The organism is Streptomyces sp. NPDC002669, assembly GCF_042889165.1.
Taxonomy (GTDB): Bacteria; Actinomycetota; Actinomycetes; order Streptomycetales; family Streptomycetaceae; genus Streptomyces.
Genome location: NZ_JBIAQQ010000006.1, coordinates 155,457 through 181,080, shown reverse-complemented (window position 1 = coordinate 181,080; position 25,624 = coordinate 155,457). Strand labels below are relative to the sequence as shown.

Genomic DNA, 25,624 nt, shown 5'->3' with positions numbered 1-25,624 from the left:
CGTTCGGATCCGGCCTGATCCGAACGAAAGACCCTAGGGGGGATGCGCCATGGAGGCGCCGCGTCAGGACGATCCACGCCGCTTCGGTGCGTACACCGTGCTGGCACGGTTGCGCGAGACCGCGAGCGCCGTGCGGTACCTCGCGCACGACCCGGCGGCCGACGATCCCGTGGTGATCACCGCGGCCCGTCCCGAACTCGCCTCGCTGCCCGCCTTCCGGCGCCGTTTCCAGGCGGAGGCCCGTACCGAGGAGCGGCTGGCCGGCGACGGGCCCCGGCCGGAGGTCCCGGCCGACGCCCCGGACTCGGAGCTGCCGTGGACGGCCGGGCCCTACGTGCCCGCCACGGCGCTCTCCGAGGCGATCGGTTTCGCGGGGCCGCTTCCCGAGCACGCCGTGCGGGTGCTGGGCGCGGGCATCGCCGAGACCCTCGCCCGGGTGCACGCCACCGGGGCCGTGTTCCAGGGTCTGTCCCCCCGAACGGTGCTGCTGGCCGAGGACGGGCCGCGGCTCACCGCGTTCGGCCCCCTGGGTGCCGCGGCCTCCGCCGAGGCCCGGCCCGGCGGACAGCTTTCCGTACGGCTCGGTTATCTCACCCCCGAGCAGGTCGAGGGCGAGGAGCCCGGCCCGGCCTCCGACCTCTTCGTACTGGGCCTGCTGCTGGCGTACGCGGCGACCGGTACCACCCCGCTCGCCGACGGTCCGGCCGCCGAGGGGGCCGAGCGCATCGCCCGCACGGACCCCGAACTGGGCGCGGTTCCCGAGGAGTTGCGCGATCTGATCGCCCGCTGCCTGGCGAAGGACCCGGCCGACCGGCCGAGCGCGGAGACGGTGGCGGCGGAGCTGGCCCCGGAGGGGGTCGCGGAACTCGCGAAGGACGGCTGGCTGCCGGAACGGCTGGTCGCGTCGCTGGCGGAACAGGAGGCGCGGGTACGGGAGTCGACGGCGTCGGGCCTGCCGCTCGCACCTCAGCCGAAGGCCCCGGCCGAAGAGACGTCCGGGACACCCGCCGGGGAAACCACCGACGGAACGGCCGAGGCACCGGCCGACGGGTCGGGGGGCGGGGCCGCCGAGTCCTCCTCCTTCATCGAGGACACCCGGACCACCCAGCTCAGCGGCATCGGACGACGCGCCCCGAGGGCCGACCGCGCGACCACCCAGCTGTCCGTCCCGCCCGAGCTCACCGGCCCGCAGCCGGGCCCCGTCCCGGCCCTGCCGGCGGGATCCGGCTCCGGCCCCGGCACGGACCTCGTTCCCGCCGCTCCCGCCCTTCCCGCTCTGCCTGCGGCTCCCGTCCCCGCGCTTCCCGCGGCGCTCCCGCCCGCCATCCCGCCGACGGCGCCCCCGCTGCCGGTGCCCGCCGGGTCCGCCTCCGCCCCCGCCCGGCGGCCCGTCGAGGCCGCGCTCGGCCGGCGCGGGCTGCTCGTCGGGCTCGCGGCCGGGGCCGCGGGTCTGCTCGTCGGCGGGGGCGGCGTGCTCGCGCTGGGCGACGGCGACGGGTCGACGGACGACGCCAAGCCCGCGCCGAAGAGCAGCGCTCCCCGCCCCGCCGGGCTGCCGCCGTCCCCCCGCTGGATGTACGCCCACCCGGAGTCCCTGCCCGCACCGCTCACCGCCACCCTCTGGAACGACCGGCTGCTGGTGCTGACCGGGGAGAACGGGGCGACCGCCGTCGATCTGCGGACCGGCCGCCGGGCCTGGGAGAACGCGGACGCGGCCCGGGGGAAGGCGGCCGTCACCGCCGGGGATTCCGTCTGTTTCGTCATCGGCCCGTCCGAGTTCCTCTGGCTCTCGGCGAAGAACGGCAAGGTCACCCACCGGGAGGCCCACGCGGACCTGTTCGCCGGGGCGCCGGGCCTCACGATGCCGGAAATCGTCGGCTCGTCCGACCCGGTGGTCTGGTTCACCGGCTCCCACAGGGTCACCGTCAAGGCCCCGCCGCCGAAGAAGGGCAAGAAGCGCGGCAAGGACAGGCAGGTCGTCAAGTCGTACCTCTTCGCCTACGACATCGCACAGCGCAAGGAGCTGTGGCGGACCCCCGTGCCCAACGGACGCGGCGGCGCCCCCGTCCACCGGCTGATCGCGCTCCGGGAGAACGACATCGTCGTACGCCAGACCCAGGGCACGCTCTCTCCCGGCGACGTGCGCGCCGCCAAGGGGAAGGCCGTCTTCCGGTGCTTCGACCGGAAGACCGGCAAGCAGCTGTGGAGCAGGTCCCTCGGTTCCGTCGCACCGGACGGGGCGGCCTCGGGCGACGAACAGGGGCTGCTGTACGCGGCGGTGGGCGACGACCTCCTGGCGTTCGAGACCCCGTCCGGCAAACCGAAGTGGACGCTGAACGGCACCGGCGGACCGTTCGGGACCCCGGTCGTCAGCGGGGCGCTGCTCCACACCGCCAACCGCTCCCAGGAGGTGGGCGCGGTCGAGCGGGAGAGCGGACGGCTGCGCTGGCGGCGCTCCACCGAGGTGCTGCCCGGCACCTCCGCGCCCGCCGTCACGCTCAGCACGACCGGCAGAACGCTGCTGGCCTCGGACAGGTCCCAGGTCACCGCGTTCGCGGCGCAGGACGGGCGACGGTTGTGGAAGTTCCAGGACATCGGCGTCCAGGACCCGAAGGGCCCCGCGGTCACCGCCCCGTACCGGGTCCTGCCGACCGGGCGGCTGGTCGTCGTGCAGCGCGACCGGATGTTCTACGCACTGCCCGTCGACTGAGCCCCGGACCCCGGTCCCCTCGCCCGGAGCGGCCGCCGGAACACGCCGCTCCGGGCGACGGGGGCCCGGAACCCGGGCGGCGCACCGGCCCCGCCGCCTTCCGGGCGAACCCGTCCACCGCCGCACGCCCGGTTCTTGCATCTCCCGGCACCGAGTGACCGTATTGATCCGTTGCGTTCACTCATGGGGTAGTTTCGCGACCGCCCCGTCACCGGAGGTGATGTCGTGTCGGGCGGAGCCCTTCGTACGGTCTGCACCGCGACCCTGGCGGCCCTCGTCGTGACCTCGCAGGCGGTGGCCGCGCCCGGGGCCCCGGACCCCGTCGCGGGTGACACGCCCGGGTCGTCCGGCTCCCCCGCGACCGCGGGCAGGAGCGTCTCCCGGCTCCTGACCGACCTGCAGAAGCTGTACCAGCAGGCCGAGGAGGCCACCGAGACGTACAACGGGACCGCGGCGGAGCTGAAGAAGCGCAAGGCGGAGGCGAAGAAGCTCGACATCGCGCTCGTCGCCGCCCGCACCGCGCTGGCCGACAGCCGCGACGCGGCCGGGCGGCTGGCGCGGGAGCAGTACCAGGGGCGGTCCGACTTCTCCGCGTACATGCGGCTCCTGCTGTCCCCCGACCCCGAACACCTCCTGGACCAGGAGCACATGATCCGGCGGGCGGCCGCCGGCCGGGCGGCGACCACGAAGCGGCTCGCCGCCGCCGAGAAGCGCGCCGACGAGCTGGCGACCGAGTCCCGCAAGGTGCTCGACCGGAAGCGGGTCCTGGCCGCGCGGCAGAAGAAGCAGCGGGACACGGTCCGGACGCGGCTGCGGACGGTGGAGAAGGCGCTGTCCACGCTCTCCGGCACGCAGCTCGCCGAGCTGTCCCGGCTCGAACGGGAGGGCACGGCGAAGGCCCAGGGCGCCCTGGCCGCCTCGGGGGCGCTGTCCTCGACGAAGCGGCCGTCCGGGGCGGGCGCCGAGGCGGTGGCGTACGCGATCGGCCAGATCGGCAAGCCGTACGTGTGGGGCGCGGAGGGGCCGGACTCGTTCGACTGCTCGGGGCTCACCTCGCGGGCGTGGGCGCGGGCGGGCCTGGCCATTCCGCGGACCTCGCAGGAGCAGTGGCGGCAGCTGCGGAAGGTACCGCTGAACGCGCTGCGCCCGGGCGACCTGGTGATCTACTTCCCGAAGGCCACCCATGTGGCGCTGTACATCGGCAACGGCCTGGTGGTGCAGGCGCCCCGGCCCGGCTCGCGGGTGAAGGTCTCGCCGGTGGCCTCGAACCCGCTGCTCGGCGCGGTACGACCCGACCCGCAGGGCGCGTCGCTGTCCTCGTACCGCCTGCCGGCGCTCCCGCAGGGCGCCTCCTCCGGCTCGGACACGGGCTACGGGTCGTCGTCGGCGCCGGGGCGCTAGGGTCTCTCGCACGGCAGCGGAACGCCGACGGGGCCGGGCCGGGTTCGGTGTCCCCGACCCGGCCCGGCCCCGTCGCGTTGTCCGGACGTCTACGCGGCGCCCGACACCTCGGCGAGGTAGGCGTTGGTCTTCTCCGGGTCGAAGAAGAAGTTCTCGAAGTCCGCCGGGTCGTTGAAGCCGTTGGCGAAGCGGTCGGCGACCGGCTGGAGTTGGCCGGCGGCGCCGATCAGGTTCAGCACGTGCTCCGGCGGGACGCCGAGCATCGCGTTGGTCCACTTCACGACGTGCTGCGCGGTCTCCCAGTAGCGGTCGAACGTCGCCTGCATCCACTCCGCGTCGAACTCCCGGTCGCCGTGCTCGACGATCGCGTCCAGGTAGGCGTTGGCGCACTTGGAGGCGGAGTTGGAGCCCTGGCCGGTGATCGGGTCGTTGGCGACGACGACGTCGGCCACGCCGAGCACCAGGCCGCCGCCGGGCAGCCGGCCGATCGGCTTGCGGACGGTCGGCGCGTAGCGGCCCGCCAGGGTGCCGTTGGCGTCGGTCAGTTCCACCTTGGTGGCGCGGGCGTACTCCCACGGCGTGAACCGCTCCATGAGCTCCAGCGTCTTCGCGAGGTGCTCGGAGGGGTCCTTGATGCCCTGGAAGACGTCGAGCGGTCCGCCCGGGACGCCTTCCCAGAACAGGATGTCGGCGCGGCCGGACGTGGTCAGGGTCGGCATCACGAACAGCTCGCCGACGCCGGGGACCAGGTTGCAGCGGACCGCGTCGAAGTCGGGGTGCTCCGGGCGCGGGCCCATGCCGTGGACGTACGCGACGGCCAGGGCGCGCTGCGGGGCGTCGAACGGCGAACGGGACGCGTCCCGGCCGAACATGGAGACCAGCTCGCCCTTGCCGGCCGAGACCAGCACCAGGTCGTAGGTGCGGGAGAAGTAGTCCAGGTCGGAGACGGCCGCGCCGTGGATGACGAGCTGGCCGCCGCGCTGGGCAAACGTCTCCATCCAGCCGGCCATCTTCACGCGCTGGTCGACGGACTGCGCGAAGCCGTCCAGCCGGCCGACCCAGTCGACGGCGCGCGAGGAGTCGGGCGCGGCGACGGAGACGCCGAGTCCCTCGATGCGCGGGGCCTGGGACTCCCAGAAGTTGAGCTGGTAGTCGCGCTCGTGCTGGAGCGCCGTGTGGAACATGCACTGCGTCGACATGACCCGGCCGGACCGGATCTCGTCGGCGGTCCGGTTGGACATCAGGGTGACTTCGTAGCCCTTGGACTGCAGTCCGAGGGCGAGCTGGAGTCCGGACTGACCGGCTCCGACTATGAGTATTCTCCGCATCGCGGTTCTCCGTTACGTGTTGCGTACGAGCCGGGCGGGGGCCGGGAACGGGGCCGAAGGGCCCGGCCCGGGCCCCGCGAGCCCGGGCCGGGCTTCGGGCCGGGTCAGGCCGGGGTGGCGTCGAGGGCGTGGCCGACGAGGGCCAGCAGCGACTCGACGACCGTGATCCTGTTGCGCGCGTCCATGATCACGACGGGTACGTGCGGCGGTACCGTCAGGGCCTCCCTGACGTCCGCCTCCTCGAACGCCGTTGTTCCCTCGAAGTGGTTGACGGCGACGATGTACGGCAGGCCGCAGCTCTCGAAGTAGTCGAGTGCGGGGAAGCAGTCGGCGAGCCGCCGGGTGTCGGCGAGCACCACCGCCCCGATCGCGCCGCGCACCAGGTCGTCCCACATGAACCAGAAGCGCTGCTGGCCGGGGGTGCCGAACACGTACAGCACGAGGTCGTCGTCGAGCGTGAGCCGGCCGAAGTCCATCGCGACAGTCGTGGTGATCTTGTCGGGCGTGGCGGAGAGGTCGTCGGTCTCCTCGCTGGCCTGCGTCATCAGCGCTTCGGTCTTCAGCGGGGTGATCTCGGAGACCGATCCGACGAAGGTCGTCTTGCCCACGCCGAAGCCTCCCGCGACCACGATCTTCGTGGCGACGGGGGCCCTGGTGTGGTCCAGTTGCCATGCCTGCGGCGCTTCCTCGGCCTGGTTGCCGGTGCCCGGCTGACGAGGGGTGAAGAGCGGCGACTCAGAGACGACGGAGGCCATTGAGCACCCTTTCGAGCAGTGCGCGGTCGGGCTGGCCGGTGCCGTGACCGGTCCCGTACACGCGGATCTTTCCTTGGTCGGCCAAGTCGCTGAGCAGCACCCGGACCACACCGAGCGGCATCTTCAACAGGGCCGAGATCTCCGCGACGGTACGCATCCGGCGGCAGATTTCGACGATGGCCCGCAGCTCCGGCATGAGGCGGGCGGACCCGTTGCCCTGGGGCAGCTCGCGGCGCTCCTCGGGCGCTTCGAGCGCGGCGACGAAGGTCTCCACGAGCAGGACGTGGCCGAAGCGGGTGCGGCCACCGGTGAGCGAGTACGGGCGGACCCGTGCGGGCCTGCGGTCGGCGCCGCGGACGGGGAGCCTGCGGGCGGTTTCGGCGACGGGCTTCACTCGGCACCCTCCATCGACTTGCGCAGCTCACTGCGGAGTTCGGGGGTGAGTACGTGTCCGGCCCGGCCGACGAAGAGGGCCATGTGGTACGCGATGACGCTCATGTCGCAGTCCGGTGTGGCGTGCACCCCGAGCAGCGATCCGTCGCTGATCGACATGACGAAGACGCTGCCCTCGTCCATGGCGACCATGGTTTGTTTGACGCCACCGCCGTCCATCAGCCCGGCGGCGCCGATGGTGAGGCTGCCGATGCCGGAGACGACGGTCGCGAGGTCCGCGCTGGAGCCCCTGGGCCCGTCCTGCGGGCCCCCGGGCCGGGTGACCAGGTGGCCGGGGTCGGAGGAGAGCAGCATCAGCCCGTCGGACGAGACGACGGTGACCGAGTGGACCCCTGGCACCTCCTCCACCAGATTGCTCAGCAGCCAGTGAAGGTTCCGGGCCTCGGTGCTCAGCCCGAGCGTGCTGGGCGCAGTCAACTGTGTGCCTCCTCGACTGTGTCCCCCGTCTCATCCGTCGTCTGGTCGTTTCGGACAGTGCCGCGGTCGGTCACACCGCGGTCGCTCTCGCCGCGCCCGGGGTGTGCGGAACCCCCGCCGGGTGCGGCGGCCACCGGGAACGACCCGGTCGCCGTGAATTCGGCGATCTCCGCCTCGACATCCCTGCGGCCGTCCTTCGCGCCCTGGTGGAAGCCGCCGAGCCGACGGCGCAGCGCCTCCTTGTCCAGGGTTCCCTTGCGCTCGGCGGCGGGTTCCGTGGCGGGTTTGACGATCTTGGGGGTGCGCTTGGGCAGCCCCTTGTCCGTGAGGCGTTCGGCCGTCGCCCGCGACCGGTCCTCCTCCTGCTCCTGTTCCGGCTCCGGTTCCGGGCGCCGGGGGCCGGGCAGGGCTTCGGCCACGGTCGTGGGTGCGGGAGCCGGTGAGGTGGCCGGCTCCGGGGCCTCGTCCGCGGTGCGCTCGTGGCGGTCGGGGCCGATGGTGTACGGGCCGGACGCACCGGCCGCAGGAGCGGCCGCGGGGTCCGGCGGGGCGGGAGCGGCAGCCCGGGCGACCGGGAGCCGGACCTGCATCGTGGTCTCGGATTCGGACTCGGGGGCGGGCTCGGTGCCGGCCACGGCCTCCGTGCCGGCGCCCGGCTCCTCCGCGCTCGCCTCATCGGCGCTCGCCTCATCGGCGCCCGGCTCGTCGGCAGCCGTCTCTTCGGCGACTGCCTCTTCGGTGACTGCCTCTTCGGCGCTCGGCCCGTCGACGCCCGAGGCGCGGATCGCCCGCTCTGCGGCCTCGATCAGCGGGTCGCCGGAGCGGGCCGCCTCGCGTCCTCCCGGCAGCGCGTTGGAGTTGGCCTCGGCGACCGAACCCGGCAGGTTCAGCGCGGGCGCCTCGCCCGGGACCTGGACCGGCGGCGGCACGGCGGCCGGCGGGGCCTTCGGCAGCAGGGCCTCGGGCAGGACGACGACGGCCGTCACCCCGCTGCCCTTGTGCTCGCGCAGCTGGACCCGTACGCCGTGGCGCGCGGCCAGCAGGGAGGCGACCCGGAGACCGAGCCCGGCCTCCGGTGCGCCCTCGCCGTCCTGCTCGGCCGAGTCGAACAGCGCGGGGTCGCCGAGGCGGGCGTTGAGTTCGGCCATCCGCTCGGGCGACATCCCGATGCCCTCGTCCTGGACGGAGAGCATCACCTCGCCGCTCTCCAGCAGCCAGCCGGAGAGCTGGACGTGGGAGTCGGGCGGCGAGAAGGAGGTCGCGTTCTCCAGGAGTTCGGCGACGAGGTGGCTGAGGTCGTCGGCGGCGAAACCGGCGATCTGGGCGTGCGGGGGCAGGGACTGGATCGTGACCCGCTCGTACCGCTCGATCTCGGAGACGGCCGCGCGCGCCACGTCGACCAGCGGGATCGGTCCCGCGTGTCCGTGGCTGTGCTCGGTGCCCGCGAGGACCAGCATGTTCTCGCTGTGCCTGCGCATGACGGTGGCCATGTGGTCGAGCTTGAAGAGGGTCGCGAGCCGCTCCGGGTCGTGCTCCCGCTCCTCCAGGCTCTCGATGACGCCGAGCTGGCGCTCGACGAGGCCGAGGGTGCGCAGCGAGAGGTTGACGAAGGTGTGGTGGACCGTGTGCTCCAGCCGCTTCAGCTGGGCGGTGAGGTCGGCGGTCCGCGCCTGGAGCTCGGCGCGCTGGACGTCGAGGGCCTCGCGCCCGGCGACCAGTTCGGCGCGCTCGGTCCGCAGTTCCTCGAAGCGGCCGTTGAACTCCTGGAGGAGCCCCCGGAGCCTGTCGTGCAGGCTGTTGAGGGACCCCACGACCTGGGCGAACTCGTCGTTGCGGCCGGTGTAGCGGATCGGCTCGGCGGTCTCGGGCTCCGCGGCGAGGCGGGCGGCGCCGATCCGCAGGACGGCGAGCGGCTGGGTGAGGGTGCGGGCCACCGCCGTGGAGACGCCGACCGCGATCAGCAGGCAGCCACCGAGCAGCGCGATGCGCAGTTCGAGCGCGGTGACGTCGTCGTCGCGCAGCTGCTCCAGGCGCCGCACCTGCTGGGTGCCGAGGGCGGACTCGACGCTCCGCATCCGGTCGACCCGGGCGGAGAGTGCCGCCCGGGCCTTCTTGCGGCTGGTCCGCAGGTCCGATTCCGACAGCTCGGGGCGGTCGGTGAGGGTGTTGAGGTACTTCTCCGCGCTGTTGACCTCGGGCCCGGTGACGGTGGACGACAGCTTGTCGCGGGCGGTGGAGCCCGCGGCCTGGTCGAAGTCCGCGAGCGCGGCGAGTTCGCGGACCCGGGACTGCTGGGCGGCGGCGCTCAGCTCGTCGCGGACGCGCCCGTTCTTGTCGCCGCTCCCGTCCTGGGGCTGGACCGGCAGGCCGGTGATCGGGTCCAGCTGCGGGGTCGTGACCGGCCGGGGCACCGAGAGCGCGGCGATCAGCAGGCCCCGGGTGGCGGACGCCTGCTCGGTGGCCTGCCCGAGGGCGAGCGGGGCGCGGGTGGCGTCGGCCGCGCGCGGCGGGGTCTTCTCGGCGAGTTCGTCGGCGAGGTCGTGGAGTTTGGCGATGACCTCGGAGTACGCCCGGTGGGCGTCCAGTGCCGTGCCCTTGCCGCCGAGCGCGTCACGGCGCAGGGAGGGGATGGTGGAGAGGTCGCGGCGCAGTGCGGCCGGGGCCGCGTCCCTGATCTCGTCGACCTGCTGGTCGACGCGGGCGCTGCGGCTGTCGGCACCGTCCTCGCCGTCCGACGCCGGGCCGGACTTCTCGTCCCGGCCCGCCGCGATGTGGGCGGTGACCTCGTCGCGCTCGTCCGCGAGGGCGTGGGCGAGGGCGATGGCCTGCTGGTTCAGCTCGGCGAGGGTGACCAGCCGTTGTGAATCGTTCAGCACGGAGGAGGCGGTGAGGATCGCCGGGGCGCCCGCGGCGATGACGGTGATGCCGACGACGGCGACACCGGCGACCAGCCGGCTCCGTACGCGCACGGGGCGCCTGGTGCTCCCGCTCCCGGCGGCTTCCGGCGGCGTGACCCCGGAATCGCCGTGCCTGCTGCCCTTGCTCCGAGGCCGCTTCTTCTGCACCGGTGCTCGCAATCTTGTACTCGTCCGCCCTTGAAGCAGAGGTGACGCACGGTCACACGTGATGAGCGTCCCGACCCCTGGTACGGCTTCTGACCATTCCAGTGCTTTTGAGAGGGGGGCGCGCATCAACCACTCCGCCACCTGAACGAGTGAACATCACTCCAGAGTTAGCAAACAAGTTTCCTTTCAAACCTTCTCGGATACCCGCGATCCGCCGGTTGGAACTTCCGCGCGGGCTTTGGCAGGATGCCCGCCCGCACGCCGGACGGAGGCTTTCCTTCCGCCCAGGCACAACCCTGACCTGCTGGTACAGGCCAATATCGGCCTGATGCGGGCTTCGTGAAGGCATCGTGCAGACTGGCCGCATGCGCATCGACCTGGCCACCGCCGCCGGCAGCCCGGAACGTCCGAACGAGGACTGGGCCGCCACCGCACTGCCCGCGTCCGGGCAGGGTGGGGCGCTGGTCCTGCTCGACGGGGTGACTCCTCCTCCGGACGACGACGGTTGTGTGCACTCGGTCCCCTGGTTCACCGCGCGGCTGGGCGGGGCCCTGGTCGAACTGTCCGGTTCGCGGCGGGATCTGACCCTCCAGGAGATTCTGGCCACGTCCATTCGGCGTACCGCCGACGCGCACCGCACCTCATGTGACCTTTCTCACGTCCGCACGCCTCAGGCGACGGTCGTCATGGCCCGCTGGGACGAGGGCGGGGTCGAGCACCTGGTGCTCTCCGATTCCGTACTGCTGCTCGAAGCGCACGACGGAACCGTGCGCCCCCTGCTCGACGACCGGCTCGATCGCCTGCCGCCGGGTTCGCTGGCCAGTGCCGCGATCGCGGACGCCCGGGTGCGGAACAAGGAGGGCGGCTTCTTCACCGCCGCCGCCGACCCCTCCGTGGCGGACCGCGCGGTCACCGGCCACACCCCCGCCGGCCGGGTACGGGCGCTGGCCGCGCTGACCGACGGGGCGGCCCGTTGGACGGAGATGTTCCACGAGGGCGACTGGGCGGACTGCCTCGAAGTGCTGCGCAAGGAAGGGGCCCAGGGGCTGATCGACCGGGTGCGGGCCCTGGAGGGCGGGGAGACGGAGCGTACGCGTCCGGTCCGCGGCAAGATCCATGACGACGCGACGGCGCTCTACGCGGTGCTGTGACGGGCCCGAAGAACCCGAGTCCGGGGGCCTGATCGGTGGCGGCGACCGTCCCGCCCCGGCGTCACTCCTCGGCGCGGGCGTTCAACTGGTGCAGCAGCCGGGCCAGTTCGGCCACCTCGGCCCGGTCCCAGTCGTCGAGCTTGCGGACGTAGCGCTCGCGGCGGGCGTCGCGCACGCTGCGGTAGCGGGCCAGCCCCTCGGCGGTGAGGTGGACGAGGAAGGCCCGGCCGTCGGCCGGGTCGGGCTCGCGCGCCACCAGCCCGAGGCCCTCCAGGGCCCGCAGTTGACGGCTCATCGTCGCCTTGCCCACCCCGAAGTAGGCCGCGAGATCGGTGGCCCGCTGCTGCCCCGCCGACTCCAGCCGGACGAGGAGTCCGTACGCGGCGGATTCCAGCTCCGGATGGACCTCGCGCGCCATCTCCCCGGAATTGGCCCGCGCCCGGCGCAGAAAGACGGCCAACTCGCGTTCCAGAGCGAGGAATGCGTGGTCCACACCACTTTCCCCGGTCGCGCCGCGTTCACTACCGCTTTCGCTCCCGTGCACGTCAACACCCCTCGTGAGCTTTCCCGCTGCTGAAAAATTCTTTCGCCGCTGGTCATCACCGCAGCTCGGCCAGTATTTCGCAGGCGTAGACCAACGACGGCGCCCGGTACCTCTTCCGCAGCGCGTTTCTACGTGCGTAGAGTCATGCCTGGCATGTTCACACCATGACATGCGGCAGGGGTCGCAGCGCGCCCCCTGGGATCAGCGCGTCCCCCCACCACGTCCTCGGAGGCACTCCCATGCCGGTGCTCAGATCCACGTCCGGAAAGTCCCGTCGCCCCCGTCTCGCCGCGGCCGGAACCCTGCTCGCGGCCCTCTCCCTCCTCATCGCCCTGCCGGGCGCGGCAAGCGCCGCCGACCACGACCGGGCCGCCAAGAAGCCCGCCCGCGGCGCGGCCACCATGGGCATGGGCGTCATCGCCCACGACGGCCAGAGCAAGCAGGACAGCGGGTCGGTCAACACCCTCGCCACCCAGACCGAAGGCGTCGACGTCTCCGGCCACCAGGGCAACGTCGCCTGGTCGACGCTCTGGAACAGCGGCGTACGGTGGGCCTACGTCAAGGCCACCGAGGGCACGTACTACAAGAACGAGTACTTCGCGCAGCAGTACAACGGCTCGTACAACGTGGGCATGATCCGGGGCTCGTACCACTTCGCCACCCCGAACACCACGAGCGGCGCCACCCAGGCCGACTACTTCGTGAACAACGGGGGCGGCTGGTCACGGGACGGCAAGACGCTGCCCGGCGTGCTCGACATCGAGTGGAACCCGTACGGCGACCAGTGCTACGGCAAGACCCAGGCCGGCATGGTCTCCTGGATCCGCGACTTCGTGAACCGGTACAAGGCGCGCACCGGCCGTGACGCGGTCATCTACACCGCGACCAGCTGGTGGAAGACCTGCACCGGCAACAACAGCAGCTTCGGCACCACCAACCCGCTGTGGGTGGCCCGCTACAACTCCACCGTCGGCGAACTCCCGGCCGGCTGGGGCTTCTACACGATGTGGCAGTACACCTCGTCCGGCCCCTACGTCGGTGACCACGACCGCTTCAACGGCGCCTACGACCGCCTCCAGGCGCTCGCCAACGGCTGATCCCGACCCGCCGCGAGCCGCGCGGCGTACCTCCCCGCACCGCCACGCCCCGGTGACCCACCCGGTCACCGGGGCATCGCCGTCCCCCGGCCCACCAGGCGTTTCCCCTCCGGCCCGCCGGACGGACCCCCTATGAACCCGCTGTATACAGCATGTGTATAGTCCTCCTCCGTCGCACAAACGTGTGCCCGCACAGCCATGGAGGAGTGAACCGCCTTGTCCCTGAAGACGAAGTCGATCGGTACGGGGTTGGTCGCCGCCCTTGTGACGGCCCTCACTCTGACGCTGAGCGGCTGCTCCATGGAGACCACCGCACCGGGCTCGGCACGTGACGACGCGGGTTCCGACGCCAAGGGATCCTTCGGCCCGGTGGACTGCCGCAAGGCGAAGTGCATAGCCCTGACCTTCGACGCCGGCCCCGGCCAGTACACCCCGCGCCTGCTGGACATCCTCAAGGAGAAGAAGGTCCACGCGACCTTCTTCCTGCTGGGCAAGAACCACGTCAAGAAGCACCCCGACATGGTGCGCAGGCTCGCCGCCGAGGGGCACGAGGTGGCCAACCACACCTGGACCCACCAGGTCCTGACGGACCGGGAACCGGACGAGATACGCGCCGAGCTGGAGAAGACCCAGGACGCGATAGCGGCGATAACCGGCAAGAAGCCGCGGCTGATGCGCCCGCCGCAGGGCCGCACCGACGACACCGTCTCGGAGATCAGCAAGGACCTGGGGCTCTCCCAGATCCTGTGGAGCGCCACCGCGAAGGACTTCTCCACGAACGACTCGGCGCTGATCAAGAAGCGCATCCTGGACCAGGCGAGCAAGGACGGCGTCATCCTGCTGCACGACATCTACAAGGGCACGGTGCCCGCGGTGCCGGGCATCATCGACGCGCTGAAGAAGCAGGGCTACACCTTCGTCACCGTCCCCCAGCTGATGGCGCCCGCCGAGCCGGTCCCCGGCACCATCTACCGCCCCTGAGCCGGACCGCACCGGACGGGGCCCCGGCGTCCGTGCGCCGGGGCCCGCCTTCGTGCTCCGTGCCCCGTGTTCGATCCCGGTGCCGCCGAACGCCGCCCGGACCACGGTCTTCCCGTCGGTCGCCGGGTACACCCGGCAGCGGCCGTCGCCGGGGCCGATGGGCCGGGGCGCTCCCGGCCGTCGGGGCGTCCGGCGTGAACGGAGTACGGCTCCGAGCCGTCGTGGTTCGGCTTGGACGCGGCCGGCTGCCGGAACCGCTCGGGCTGCTCGCGGGGGCTTGAGGCGTGCGGGGCGTACGGGACGTGCGGGGCGTACGGGACGTGCGGGGCGTACGGGAGTACGAGAACGGCCCGCCCTCCCGTTGCCGGGGGGCGGGCCGTCCGTACCGGTCGCGCGCGTGACGCCGCGTCCGTCACGCCGTGGCGGTCACGCCGCGGCCGGGATCCTCCCGTCGGTCCGGGCCGAGGCCGGGGCCAGGGCGATCTCCAGCACCTGGCGGACGTCCGTCACCGGGTGGACCTCCAGCGTGTCCAGGACCTCGGCGGGCACGTCGTCCAGGTCGGCCTCGTTCCGCTTCGGGATCACCACGGTGGTGATCCCGGCCCGGTGCGCGGCCAGCAGCTTCTGCTTCAGGCCGCCGATCGGCAGCACCCGTCCGGTCAGCGAGACCTCACCGGTCATCGCCACGTCCGTACGGACCAGCCGCCCGGAGAGCAGCGAGGCCAGCGCCGTCGTCATGGTGATGCCGGCGCTCGGGCCGTCCTTCGGGACCGCGCCCGCCGGGAAGTGGATGTGCACGCCGCGGTCCTTCAGGTCCGCGACCGGCAGTTCCAGTTCCGCGCCGTGCGACCGCAGGAAGCTCAGCGCGATCTGCGCGGACTCCTTCATCACGTCGCCGAGCTGACCGGTGAGGGTCAGTCCGGACGCCCCGGTCTCCGGGTCGGCGAGCGACGCCTCCACGAAGAGCACGTCGCCGCCGGCGCCGGTCACCGCGAGTCCGGTTGCCACGCCCGGCACCGACGTCCGGCGCTCGGCCGGGTCCTGGGCGGACTCCGGGACGTGGTGCGGGCGCCCGATCAGACCCCGCAGGTCCGCCTCGGTGACCGTGAACGGCAGTTCCCGGTCGCCCAGTTCGTGCTGGGCCGCGATCTTGCGGAGCAGCCGGGCGACGGCCCGTTCCAGGTTCCGTACGCCCGCCTCGCGGGTGTACTCGCCGGCCAGCTTGCGCAGCGCGGACTCGTCGAGCGCGACCTCGTCCTTCTCCAGACCGGCCCGTTCCAGCTGGCGCGGGAGCAGGTGGTCGCGGGCGATGACGACCTTCTCGTCCTCGGTGTAGCCGTCGAGCCTGACCAACTCCATGCGGTCGAGCAGGGCCTCCGGAATCGCTTCGAGCACATTGGCCGTGGCGAGGAAGACCACGTCGCTGAGGTCGAGTTCGACCTCCAGGTAGTGGTCGCGGAAGGTGTGGTTCTGCGCCGGGTCGAGGACTTCGAGGAGGGCCGCGGCCGGGTCGCCCCGGAAGTCGGAGCCGACCTTGTCGATCTCGTCGAGCAGGACGACCGGGTTCATCGAACCGGCCTCCTTGATCGCCCGGACGATGCGTCCCGGCAGGGCGCCCACGTACGTGCGCCGGTGGCCCCGGATCTCCGCCTCGTCCCGCACTCCGCCGAGGGCGACGCGGACGAACTTGCGGCCCATGGCGTGCGCGACGGACTCGCCGAGCGAGGTCTTGCCCACGCCGGGCGGGCCCACCAGTGCCAGCACGGCACCGCCGCGCCGCCCGCCGACGACCCCGAGGCCGCGGTCGGAACGCCGCTTGCGCACGGCCAGGTACTCGGTGATGCGTTCCTTCACGTCCTGGAGTCCGGCGTGCTCGGCGTCGAGCACCTGCTGGGCGCCGCGGATGTCGTAGGCGTCCTCGGTCCGCTCGGTCCACGGCAGTTCGAGGACGGTGTCGAGCCAGGTCCTGATCCAGGAGCCCTCGGGGCTCTGGTCGGAGGAGCGTTCCAGCTTCTCGACCTCCTTGAGCGCGGCCTCGCGGACGTGCTCGGGGAGGTCGGCGGCCTCGACGCGGGCCCGGTAGTCGTCGGACTCGTCCTCCGGGTCGCCGTTGAGTTCGGCGAGCTCCTTGCGCACGGCGTCGAGCTGGCGCCGCAGCAGGAACTCGCGCTGCTGCTTGTCGACGCCCTCCTGGACGTCCTTGGCGATGGACTCGGCGACGTCCTGCTCGGCGAGGTGCTCGCCGAGCCACTGGATGGCGAGCCTCAGCCGGGCGACCGGGTCCGTGGTCTCCAGGAGCTGCACCTTCTGGGCGGTGGTGAGGAAGGGGGAGTAACCGGAATTGTCGGCGAGCGCGGAGATGTCCTCGATCTGCTGGACCCGGTCCACGACCTGCCAGGCACCGCGCTTCTTCAGCCAGCTGGTGGCGAGCGCCTTGTACTCCTTGACCAGCTCGGCGGCGGCGCCGGGAAGCGGGTCGGGGACGACCGCGTCGACCCTGGTCCCCTCCACCCACAGCGCTCCGCCCGGCCCGCTGGTCCCGGCCCCGATCCGCACCCGGCCCCGGCCGCGGATGAGCGCGCCCGGATCTCCGTCCGAAAGCCGTCCGACCTGCTCGACGGTGCCGATCACACCGGTGCCGGTGTACGTGCCGTCGATCCGCGGCACCAGGAGCACCTCGGGCTTGCCCCCGCCGTCCCGGGCTGCGGCCTGCGCGGCCTCCACCGCGGCGCGTACATCGGTGTCGGACAGGTCCAGAGGCACCACCATCCCGGGCAGCACGACCTCGTCGTCGAGCGGCAGCACGGGCAGGGCGAGCGGAGTGACCGCATTGGAATCGATAGCCATGATCTCCCCTTCGGCAGTCAAGTTGAGCTATGCAGACTCAATGCTCCTGAGCCGTCCATTGTTCCCCGGGAAGTGTTCGCTCTGAGCGATCATCCGGTAGCCGTCCAGAACCAATGGACCTCGCACGGCCGGCCCGCGCACGCCCCGCCGTCAGTACCCGTCCCCGGCATCCGGCATCCGGCATCCGGCATCCGGCCATGAGCATGATCGGGGAGTACGCCCGCCTGACACCCGCCGAACCGGATCGCGCGCTCCGTGACCCCGAGCGGGCCCGGGGGTTCGTCGTCCACCCCGCCGTCGCCCGGGAGCGCGGCGAGTCGCTCGACCACGTGACCAGCCACTACCAGGCGCTGGTTCCGTTCTTCCGGGCAGCGGCGGACGCCGGGGACGCCATGCTCGTCCGGCCGGACCGACAGGTGCGCGCCCGGCCGCCCGCGCGCCGCCGGAGGGATGCGCGTGCCGGGTCCGTCACTCCGCGGCGGCCGGGGAGAAGTCCGGCACCGGCACCGGGCGCGAACCGTTCCTCAGCGATTCCGCACCGGCCACGCCGACCAGCGACGCGGCCACCGCGGGCCGCACCGGGACCAGCGGCGGCTCCCCGCGTTCCACCGTGGCCCGGAATCCCTGGAGGACGCGCACCGTGCCCTCGGCCCGTCGCTCCACCGGCCGACCGTCCAGGGTGAGGGGCGGCGCGACCCGCTCCTCCTCGTGCGCGACGCCGTCGTCCCGGGTCCAGCCCTCCGCCCGGACGCGGACGGACCAGGACCGCTCGCCCGACGCGCGCACGGACTCGGCCAGCGCCCGGGTGCCGCGGACGGACAGCCAGCTCCAGTGGCTGTCGGGCTCGCCCTGGAGGAAGCCGTGGCGGGTCACGGCCAGCGCACCGGTGGACAGCCGGACGGTCATGACGACGGCCCGGGCCGGGTCCGCCTCGTGCGCCCGGAACGCGGACACCTCCACCGGCCAGGCGTCCGTGAGGGCCAGCACCGGCGAGACGGTGTGCGTGCAGTACGCCGTGGCGGAGATGCGGCCGCGCCAGCTGCCGGGGTCGCCGATCAGCGCGTGGACGTCCTGCGGCGACATGCCGTGCAGGTAGTCGGCCTCGATCAGGTCGACCCGGCCCAGCTCCCCGGCCCCGATCGCCTGCCGGAGCAGCCGGACGTGCGGGTGGAGGACGTAGTTCTCGGCGAAGGAGTAGGTAGCGGTGGACCGCTCCGCCGCCTCGACCAGCCGCCGGCCCTCCTCCTCGTCCACGCAGGCCGCGCACTCGGAGAGCACGTGCACGCCCCGCTCCAGGAACGCGATGGCCAACGGGGCGTGCGCGTCGAAGTCGTCGGCCAGGACGATCCCGTCCAGGGGGAGGTCCAGCAGGTCCTCCCACCGGTCGGTGAGCACCGCTCCCGGCAGTTCCTCCCGCGCCGCCTCCAGGCGTCCGGCCTCCCGGTCGCAGGCGGCCACCACCTCCATGCCCACCCGCCGGCACCAGCCCGCCAGGTACAGCCCCATCCCCAACCCGATCACGGCAACGCGCATACGCGCATGCTCTCCTGGCACCGCCCGCCCGCACCAAGCCTTTTCCGGCCGTCCTGCCCGGCGCGTGCACGCCCCTGCCCGACACACGCGGAAAATCGTTCGGCTCCGCACGAGGCACCGGGCACAGTGCCCCCATGGACGACGACAACGGCGGTGGCGGCAACGGGGACCGGGGGCTGGGCGAGGACGGGACGATCCGGCGGGAGGGCTCGCTGAGCCGGGTGTCCGCGGTGTTCGCCCCCGTGGTGGCGGCGGCCCGGTCCCGGATCTCCGTGGCGTTCGACGGCACGCGGCTGCACAGCGCGTACGTCTACGGCAGCATCCCGCGGGGCACGGCCGTGCCCGGTGTCTCCGACCTGGACCTGCTGCTGGCGCTGCACGAGGCGCCCACCCCGGCGGACGAGGCCGCGGCCCGCGCCGTCGAGGCCGATCTGGACGCCTCGTCCGACCGGATCGACGGGGTCGGCGTCCTCCTCTCCGACGTCGGGACGCTCACCGGTGAGCTCGAACGCGACGACCTCGGCTTCTTCGTCGCCTGCCTCTGCACGCCGCTGCTGGGCGAGGACCTCGCCCAGCGGTTGCCGTCCTACCGCCCGACCGGCCGGCTGGCCCGGGAGACCAACGGGGACCTCCATCTGCTGCTCCCCCGGTGGCGGCGGAGGGCCGCCGAAGCCGCCACGGACACCGAGCGCCGGCACCTCAGCCGCGGAGTGGCCCGCCGGCTCGTCCGTTCCGGCTTCACCCTCGTGATGCCGCGGTGGGGCGGCTGGACCAGTGATCTGACGGAGTCGGCCGAGGTGTTCGCCCGTTACTACGCCGACCGTCCGGAGCGGGTCGGGCAGATGCGGTCGGCCGCGCGCATCGGGCGCGCCCCGTCGGCCGACCCCGCCGTCATCGCGATGCTCGTCGAGGATCTCGCTCCGTGGCTGGCGGCCGAGTACCTCGCGGTGCACGGACCGAAGGCACCACGCCCCTGAGCACCGCGTCCCCGCCGAGCCCGTCCCTGCCGCCCGTTCCCCTGCCGAGCGCGCCTCCGCCGAAGCCGCCCGCGCCCCTGCGCGCCACGGCCCGCCGCAGCAGCGGCCGGCAGGCCACCCCCAGCAGCAGCGCCAGCAGATGGCCCCAGCCGGTGAGCGGGCTGCCCAGCTCGACCAGGTCCCGCACCACCATCGCGCCGACCGCGCCGAGCACCCAGATCCGCGGCAGCGGGGTGAGCAGCCCGGCGAGCGCGCCCACGCTCGCCATCAGCCCGAAGCTGATGCCGTGGTCGAGGCGGTGCAGGGACGACTCCGGCAGCCGGCCGGCCACCACGGACAGCCCGACCGGTATCTCCGTGGCGAGCGTCGCCACGACATGGCCGAGCAGGAACACCCCGGCGGTGCGCCATCCCCCGATGCGGCGTTCCAGCGCGGTCAGCACGAGGGCGAAGCCGAGGACGTACGGGGAGGCGAGGCCGCCGACGACCCACAGGGCGCCGGCGGCCAGGACGAGCAGCGGCCGTTCGCCGAGGTGCGCCACGTCCGTGCTCGATCCGTGCAGCACGGCGGAGACGGTGCCGGGATCGGCGTACCCCATGAAGAGGGACGTGGCGACCAGCACCGGCAGGTACCCGAAGGTGAACGGGGTACCGGTGGGGGTCGGCAGCAGCCCCGGCCACCACCGGCGCCGCCCGGCCGCAGGAGCGGCGGGGCCCTCCCCGGGCTCCGTGCGAACCGCCCTGTCCGTACGCTGATGCACCGCGTGGGGCCCCTTTCCGAACGAGCCCCGGATCCGGATCCGAACGCGTTCCGTATCCGTGCCGGACCCCTGCCGGCCCCGGAGCAGGGCCCCACCCTCCGTGATCCTCCTCCGCCCCGTCCATGGCGCGAGACACACGGGCCGTCCGTGAACCGGTCCGCTCCCGGTGCCCGATAGAAGAGGTGTGAAGCTGTTGCACCCCTCGGGGGAGGACCGGGACGACGAGGCGCTGCTGCGCGCCGTCGCCCGCGGGGACACGGAAGCGCTGGCGGCGCTCTACGACCGGCACGCCGGCTGGCTGCTCGCCCGGCTGAACAGGCGGTGCGCGGACGGCGAGACCGTGCGGGAGGTGCTCCAGGACACGTTCGTGACGGTCTGGCGCTCCGCCGGTTCGCACCGCGGTGCGCAGGTCGGCGGCTGGCTGTGGGTGATCGCCTCGCGCCGTCTGGTGGACGCGCAGCGGACGCACGCCCGTGTCCGGCTCGCCGTGCGGGCCGAGCGGGCCGGGCACGAGGAGCGGGCCGCCACCGCGCCGTCCGCCGAGGAGCGGGTGCTCGCCGGCCTGGAGTACGGGGACGTGGGCGCGGCGCTCGGCCGGATCTCGCCCGAGCTGCGGGAGGTCCTGCGCGCCACCGTGATCGACGGGCTGACGACCCGGGAGACGGCCCGGCTCCTCGGCATACCGGAGGGCACGGTCAAGTCCCGGGCGATGCGGGCCAGGCGCGAGCTGCGCGCCGCGCTGGAACTGCCGGTGCCGGGGGCCGGGCCGCTGGGGGGCACGGCATGACCACGACGGGAGGTGACGGCATGGCTCCGTGGCACGTGGCCGGGGAACTGGCCGGGCGGTACGCCGCGAACGCGCTGCCGGAGACGGACGCCTGGTCCGTGGAGAAGCACGTGGAGACGTGCGGGAGGTGCGCGGCGGAGGTCTCGGCCGCGGTGCGCGCGCGCCGGGAGACGGCCGCGGTGCTGGCCGGGGTGCGGGAGGGGGTGCTGGCCGCGGTGGCGGCGGAGGCCGGTGCGCCGGAGGGCGCGGGCCTGCGCCGTTCCGCGCCCCGGCGCGGTACGGATCCGGTGCGCCGCCTGCTGCGTACCGTACGCGGACCGCGCGCGGGGCGGGGGCGTTCGTCCGTCGGTGTGCCGGGGGTCCGGGGCGGGCGGCTGCTGTGGGCCGCGGGGCCCGCGCTGCGCGGACCGTGGCTGCTGGCGCTGGTGCTGGTGGCCGTCGGGGCCCTCGCCCTGGCGTACGGGGCCGGGCTCGGCGGCGCCGCGCGTCCGCTGCTGCTCGTCGTCGCGCCGGTGCTGCCGCTCGCCGGGGTCGTGGTCTCCTACGGGCGGCACACGGACCCGATGCACGAGATCGCCGCGGCCACCCCGTCCGGCGGGCTGCGGCTGCTGCTGACCAGGACCGCCGTGGTGCTGGGCGTGAGCATCCCGGCGCTCACCCTCGCCGGGGCGGCGCTGCCCCCGTCCGCCGCCGGGCCGGGTCCGGCGGCCTGGCTGCTGCCGGGACTGGCGATGACGCTGGCGGCGCTCGCGCTCGGTTCGTACGTCGGCTGCCGCACCGGCGCCTCGTCCGTGGCCGCCGCCTGGGCGGTTGCCGTCGTGCTGTCCGCCGGTGCCTCGCCGCCCGTCGTCGAGGCACCGGTGGCCGAGGCCGCGCGGTACTTCGCCGGTCCCTCCGCACAGGGCGCCTGGGCCGCGGCGGCGCTGCTGTGCGCCGCGCTGCTCGCCGCGCGCCGCAGATCCTTCGACCATCTGGAGACGTCGTGAACGTGAACGGCACCACGGCCGGGAACACGGTGGAGGTCGGGGAACTGACCGTCCGGCACCGCAGGACGACCGCGCTGGACGCGGTCGACCTCGATTTCGCCCCCGGTGTGCACGGGCTCCTCGGCCCGAACGGGGCGGGCAAGACCTCGCTGATCCGGGTGCTCGCCACGGTCGCGGCACCGTCCGGCGGCCGGGTGGAGCTGCTCGGCAGCCGGGTCGGCGGACGGGCGGACCACCGCAGCCGGGCGGAGGTCCGGCGCAGGCTCGGCTATCTGCCCCAGGAGTTCGGCCACTACCCGGGCTTCACGGTCCGCGAGTTCGTCTCCTACGTGGCCTGGCTCAAGGAGATGGACCCGGCGGCCGTGCCCGCCGCCGTCGAACGCGCGGTGGACCGGGTGGGCCTGACGGACCGGATCGATGCCCGGGTGAAGACCCTGTCGGGCGGCATGGTGCGACGGGCCGGCATCGCCCAGGCGATCGTCAACGAACCGGAGCTGCTCCTGTTCGACGAGCCCACCGCCGGTCTCGACCCGGAGCAGCGGGTCGAGTTCCGGGCGCTGATACGGGAACTGGGCCGCACCGCCACCGTGATCGTCTCGACCCATCTGGTCGAGGACGTGGCCGCGGCCTGCACCGGGGTCACGCTGATCGAGGCGGGCCGGGTCGCGTACCGGGGCACGACGCGCGAACTGGCGGAACTCGGCGGCACGGCGGGCGACGGAACGGGACTGCCGGACGGCAACCCCGTCGAGCGCGGCTACACCGCCGCGCTGCGCGCGCACCGGGCGGCGGTGGCGAGCCGATGACGACCCCCGCCGCCCCGAGAAGGACCACCCCGGAAAAGACCACGCCGGAGAAGAGCGCCCCGGAAAGGGCCCTGCCCGAAAGGACCGCCCCCGGGAGGCCCCGGCCCCGCGCCCTCCCGAGCACCGCCCTGCGCACCGAACTGCGGCGCGGGATCGCCCCGTGGACGGGCCCCGCCGTCGCCCTCACGCTCCTCGTCCCGCTGTGGAGCAAGGCGGCCCAGTGGCAGGGGAGTTGGGGCGGGACGCAGACCGAGCTGCACTCGGCGGCGACCCTGCTCGCCGGGCCGCTCGTCGCCGCGGCGGCCTGCTGGCAGGGCGGCAGGGAGCACCGGCGCCGCACCGCCGAGCTGCTGCTCTCCGTGCCGCGCGGCCGGCTCGCCCGGGTGGTGACGGCCATGGCGCCCGTGGCGCTGTGGGCGGCGGCCGGGTATCTGGTCGCGCTGGCCGCGGTGTTCGCGGCGACCGCCCCGTACACCGGTGCGGGCGGCCCGTCCCTCGCGATCGCCGTCACGGACCTCGGGTTCCTGCTGTCCGTCGCCCCCGTGGGCTTCGTCGTCGGCCGGCTGGTGCGGTGGCGGCTGGCCGCTCCGGTGCTCGCGGCCGTCCTGTACGTCGCGCTGGGCGCCCCGGGCTATCTGGAGGCGGACGCCCGCTTCCTGAGCCCGGCCGAACAGTTCTCCCTCGAAGGGTCCGTACCGGTGTGGTGGTTCGCCCCGGTCCTGCTGGCCTGGACGGGTGGCGTCGGCGTCGCCGTACTGCTGGCGTACACAACCCGGCGGCGTCTCCTGGCCGTCGTACCGCTCGTCCTGGCGGTCGCGGCCGGGACGGTGATCGTGCGCACGGGCGAGGACCTGCTCCGGGACGACCCGGCCACGACGCACAGGGTCTGTTCGCGGACCGGCCCCGGCACTCCGCAGATCTGCCTGGCCGCGTCCGACTCCCGGCTGCTGCCCCGGGTGTCCGAGGCCCTGGAGGGGATGTTCTCCCGGCTGGAGGGGGTGCCGGGCGCGCCGGTCCGGTACCTGGCCCCGCGGTACGGGCCGAAGGACGGCGAAGCCTCCCTCGCGCACGCCGTACGGGGCTGGGGCATCACCCGGGACCGGCTGACCGACCCCCGGGCGTACGCGGCGAACACCGCTCTGGGCCTGACCCTCCGCGACTGCCCGGACGGCGGGGGCGGCAGGAGCGCCGAGGAGGCCGAACGGATGGCGCGCACCGACGACGCGGTAGGGAGCTGGCTGGCCGACGAGGAGTCGCCGTGGTACCCGGAGTCCCGTCGGCTCGCCCGCCTCGAAGCCATGCCGGACGCCGACCGCAGGGCCTGGCTCGGCCGCTACCTGGCGACCCGGAAGAGCTGCGTCCCCGCGGAGGTGCCGGCCCTGTGAGCGCCCGCCCGGCCCCCGCCGCTCCCCCGCGCCCGTGGTCCCGTCCCTCTTTCCTCCACGTCCGTTCCCGCGCGCTCCCGCTCACCGCCGCCACCCTGGTCGGCATCGCCCTCGTCGCCGCCTGGGCGGCGCACTGGCTGGAGAGCCGGCCGTACTTCGACCACACCGCCCGCGTCCCGGTCGTCGTACTGGCCCCGCTGCTGGCCTCCGCCGCGATCGGCACCGGCCTGTACGCGCACTGCGACGAGCTGGACCGGACCGCGGTGCGCCGCTGGTGGCCGCGCAGGCTGCTGCACCTGCTGGCGCCGACCGCGCTGGCGGCCTGTGCGCTCGCGGCGGCCGTCCCCGGCCACCCGGAGGCATACGGGGCCCCGGGCATGGTGCGCAACGTGCTCGGCGCGACCGGGGTGGCCGCGGCCTCCGCCGCCCTGATCGGCGCCCGGCCGAGCTGGCTGCCGATGACGCTCTACGGCGGGGCGGTCTATCTGGCGGCGCCGCGCACCCCGGGCGGGGCGGCGGCGGTGTGGGCCTGGCCGATGCAGCCGGGCCCGCAGGTGGCGGCGTGGGCGGTGGCCGTGACCGCGTTCGTGGCGGGGTCGGCCCTCCTCGCGGTACGCGGCGCACGCCCGGAACGCGGGTAGGGGGCGACGGACCGGCCGAATGTCCTCATCGTCCTCCCGCGAGGGGCGGACCGGGCAATCCGCTGGCCTCCCACCGCGCCGACCGGACAGGATGGCGGTGACCTTGTCCGACGTCCACCGGAGACCTGCACCATGCCCGACACGCACCGCTCCGACGCCCCCACCCCCGTCACGCTCGACCGCCGCGAAGGCCCGTACGGCGAGGTCGTTCTGCGGGGGCGCGGTGAAGACTTCGAGATCATCGCCAACGGGTGCTTCCTGATGGACACCTCGGACGGGCGCTCCGAGCGGCTGCTGATCGACGCGGCGCTGGCCGCCCTGCCCGCCGACCGGCCGGAACCCTCGGTGCTCATCGGGGGGCTCGGGGTCGGTTTCTCGCTGGCCCGGGCCGCCGCCGAGCCGCGCTGGGGCCGGATCGTCGTGGCGGAGCGGGAGCAGGCGATCGTGGACTGGCACCTGGAGGGGCCGCTGGCCTCGCTCTCCGGCGCGGCGCTCGCCGACCCGCGGACCTCGATCCTGACGGCGGACCTGGTCGCCCACCTGCACACGACCACGGAGCGTTACGACGCCCTGTGCCTGGACATCGACAACGGGCCGGACTGGACGGTCACCGAGGACAACACGAGCCTGTACTCGCCCGCCGGTCTGGCCGACTGCATGGAGCGGCTGACACCGGGCGGCGTTCTCGCGGTGTGGTCCGCCCAGCCTTCCGCCGACTTCGAACAGGCCCTACGGAATGCCGGATTCAGTGGGGTAAGGACCGAAGAGGTCAGTGTTGCCCGAGGTGTTCCCGACGTGGTGCATCTCGCACTTCGGACGCGCTGAGATCCCCCTCCGGGTATCGACGGCCCCGAAAAGCCCCGGGGCCAAGCATCACAAGGCCGACACTCCGCCACTTCCTCGCGCCCGAGCCGTTACACCCTGCGTAGCCGAGAGCAGTCCGCTGCCTTTACGCTGCTGATCCGTAACGGGGTCACCCACGAAATCCACAAGCGAAGAC

At 73.7% G+C, this 25,624-nt stretch carries 21 protein-coding genes; 12 read left to right on the top strand and 9 right to left on the bottom strand.

The window, feature by feature from the left end; all coding sequences use genetic code 11:
- Positions 1-49 precede the first annotated feature (49 nt).
- On the top strand, positions 50-2,710 hold the full coding sequence (locus tag ACFYW1_RS11830; RefSeq protein WP_388990464.1) for a PQQ-binding-like beta-propeller repeat protein: 2,661 nt from the start codon (positions 50-52) through the stop codon (positions 2,708-2,710).
- A 225-nt stretch (positions 2,711-2,935) separates the two neighbouring features.
- A complete protein-coding gene (locus tag ACFYW1_RS11825) occupies positions 2,936-4,111 on the top strand; it encodes an NlpC/P60 family protein (RefSeq protein ID WP_388990462.1) in 1,176 nt (391 codons plus the stop codon).
- Between the two features lie 89 nt (positions 4,112-4,200).
- Here ACFYW1_RS11825 and ACFYW1_RS11820 read toward each other — a convergent pair whose 3' ends face one another.
- The 5 genes from ACFYW1_RS11820 to ACFYW1_RS11800 form a co-directional block, all read right to left on the bottom strand.
- Complete coding sequence (locus ACFYW1_RS11820) at positions 4,201-5,439, bottom strand: styrene monooxygenase/indole monooxygenase family protein (protein WP_388990460.1); 1,239 nt, start codon at positions 5,437-5,439, stop codon at positions 4,201-4,203.
- A 104-nt stretch (positions 5,440-5,543) separates the two neighbouring features.
- Positions 5,544-6,194, bottom strand: coding sequence for an ATP/GTP-binding protein (locus tag ACFYW1_RS11815; protein ID WP_388990457.1), 651 nt, complete (start codon positions 6,192-6,194; stop codon positions 5,544-5,546).
- Positions 6,175-6,588: a DUF742 domain-containing protein gene (locus ACFYW1_RS11810; protein WP_388990455.1), complete on the bottom strand. Its 414-nt coding sequence runs from the start codon at positions 6,586-6,588 to the stop codon at positions 6,175-6,177. The genes ACFYW1_RS11815 and ACFYW1_RS11810 overlap by 20 nt, the downstream gene beginning before the upstream one ends.
- Positions 6,585-7,064: a roadblock/LC7 domain-containing protein gene (locus ACFYW1_RS11805; protein WP_388990453.1), complete on the bottom strand. Its 480-nt coding sequence runs from the start codon at positions 7,062-7,064 to the stop codon at positions 6,585-6,587. The genes ACFYW1_RS11810 and ACFYW1_RS11805 overlap by 4 nt, the downstream gene beginning before the upstream one ends.
- On the bottom strand, positions 7,061-10,129 hold the full coding sequence (locus ACFYW1_RS11800) for a nitrate- and nitrite sensing domain-containing protein (RefSeq protein WP_388990451.1): 3,069 nt from the start codon (positions 10,127-10,129) through the stop codon (positions 7,061-7,063). The genes ACFYW1_RS11805 and ACFYW1_RS11800 overlap by 4 nt, the downstream gene beginning before the upstream one ends.
- A gap of 365 nt (positions 10,130-10,494) precedes the next feature.
- Here ACFYW1_RS11800 and ACFYW1_RS11795 point away from each other — a divergent pair, with 365 nt between their 5' ends.
- The gene (locus tag ACFYW1_RS11795) at positions 10,495-11,280 is read left to right on the top strand and encodes a hypothetical protein (RefSeq protein WP_388990449.1); all 786 of its coding nucleotides are present in this window, start codon (positions 10,495-10,497) and stop codon (positions 11,278-11,280) included.
- A 61-nt stretch (positions 11,281-11,341) separates the two neighbouring features.
- Here ACFYW1_RS11795 and ACFYW1_RS11790 read toward each other — a convergent pair whose 3' ends face one another.
- The gene (locus tag ACFYW1_RS11790; protein ID WP_388990447.1) at positions 11,342-11,824 is read right to left on the bottom strand and encodes a MarR family winged helix-turn-helix transcriptional regulator; all 483 of its coding nucleotides are present in this window, start codon (positions 11,822-11,824) and stop codon (positions 11,342-11,344) included.
- A 239-nt stretch (positions 11,825-12,063) separates the two neighbouring features.
- Between ACFYW1_RS11790 and ACFYW1_RS11785 the strand changes: the two genes are divergently transcribed.
- Complete coding sequence (locus ACFYW1_RS11785; RefSeq protein WP_388990445.1) at positions 12,064-12,921, top strand: lysozyme; 858 nt, start codon at positions 12,064-12,066, stop codon at positions 12,919-12,921.
- Between the two features lie 300 nt (positions 12,922-13,221).
- Complete coding sequence (locus ACFYW1_RS11780; RefSeq protein ID WP_388990786.1) at positions 13,222-13,902, top strand: polysaccharide deacetylase family protein; 681 nt, start codon at positions 13,222-13,224, stop codon at positions 13,900-13,902.
- A gap of 426 nt (positions 13,903-14,328) precedes the next feature.
- On the opposite strand, the gene lon is transcribed toward ACFYW1_RS11780, so the two are convergent.
- Together lon and ACFYW1_RS11770 are read right to left on the bottom strand one after the other, a co-directional pair.
- Positions 14,329-16,749: an endopeptidase La gene (gene lon, locus ACFYW1_RS11775; RefSeq protein ID WP_388990443.1), complete on the bottom strand. Its 2,421-nt coding sequence runs from the start codon at positions 16,747-16,749 to the stop codon at positions 14,329-14,331.
- 468 nt (positions 16,750-17,217) lie between these two features.
- Entirely contained in the window at positions 17,218-18,282 is a 1,065-nt protein-coding gene (locus ACFYW1_RS11770) for a Gfo/Idh/MocA family protein (protein ID WP_388990441.1), read from the bottom strand.
- A gap of 134 nt (positions 18,283-18,416) precedes the next feature.
- Here ACFYW1_RS11770 and ACFYW1_RS11765 point away from each other — a divergent pair, with 134 nt between their 5' ends.
- On the top strand, positions 18,417-19,259 hold the full coding sequence (locus tag ACFYW1_RS11765) for a nucleotidyltransferase (RefSeq protein ID WP_388990439.1): 843 nt from the start codon (positions 18,417-18,419) through the stop codon (positions 19,257-19,259).
- Here the strand turns inward: ACFYW1_RS11765 and ACFYW1_RS11760 are convergent.
- Positions 19,174-20,019 carry a rhomboid-like protein gene (locus ACFYW1_RS11760; RefSeq protein ID WP_388990437.1) on the bottom strand — a complete coding sequence of 282 codons (846 nt, stop codon included), beginning with the start codon at positions 20,017-20,019 and terminating at the stop codon, positions 19,174-19,176. The two genes, ACFYW1_RS11765 and ACFYW1_RS11760, sit on opposite strands and share 86 nt — an antisense overlap.
- Before the next feature lie 184 nt (positions 20,020-20,203).
- On the opposite strand from ACFYW1_RS11760, the gene ACFYW1_RS11755 reads away from it, so the two are divergent.
- From ACFYW1_RS11755 to ACFYW1_RS11730, 6 genes are all read left to right on the top strand, one after another.
- Positions 20,204-20,806, top strand: a complete 603-nt coding sequence (locus tag ACFYW1_RS11755) for an RNA polymerase sigma factor (protein WP_388990435.1) — start codon at positions 20,204-20,206, stop codon at positions 20,804-20,806.
- Between the two features lie 20 nt (positions 20,807-20,826).
- The gene (locus ACFYW1_RS11750; protein WP_388990784.1) at positions 20,827-21,792 is read left to right on the top strand and encodes a zf-HC2 domain-containing protein; all 966 of its coding nucleotides are present in this window, start codon (positions 20,827-20,829) and stop codon (positions 21,790-21,792) included.
- Positions 21,793-21,794: 2 nt separating this feature from the next.
- Entirely contained in the window at positions 21,795-22,598 is an 804-nt protein-coding gene (locus ACFYW1_RS11745; RefSeq protein WP_388990782.1) for an ATP-binding cassette domain-containing protein, read from the top strand.
- Positions 22,595-23,983, top strand: coding sequence for a hypothetical protein (locus tag ACFYW1_RS11740; protein ID WP_388990433.1), 1,389 nt, complete (start codon positions 22,595-22,597; stop codon positions 23,981-23,983). The genes ACFYW1_RS11745 and ACFYW1_RS11740 overlap by 4 nt, the downstream gene beginning before the upstream one ends.
- Positions 23,980-24,624, top strand: coding sequence for a hypothetical protein (locus ACFYW1_RS11735; RefSeq protein ID WP_388990431.1), 645 nt, complete (start codon positions 23,980-23,982; stop codon positions 24,622-24,624). Before ACFYW1_RS11740 ends, ACFYW1_RS11735 begins: the two co-directional genes overlap by 4 nt.
- Positions 24,625-24,756: 132 nt before the next feature.
- Complete coding sequence (locus ACFYW1_RS11730) at positions 24,757-25,449, top strand: spermidine synthase (RefSeq protein ID WP_388990429.1); 693 nt, start codon at positions 24,757-24,759, stop codon at positions 25,447-25,449.
- The last annotated feature ends 175 nt before the right edge of the window (positions 25,450-25,624 follow it).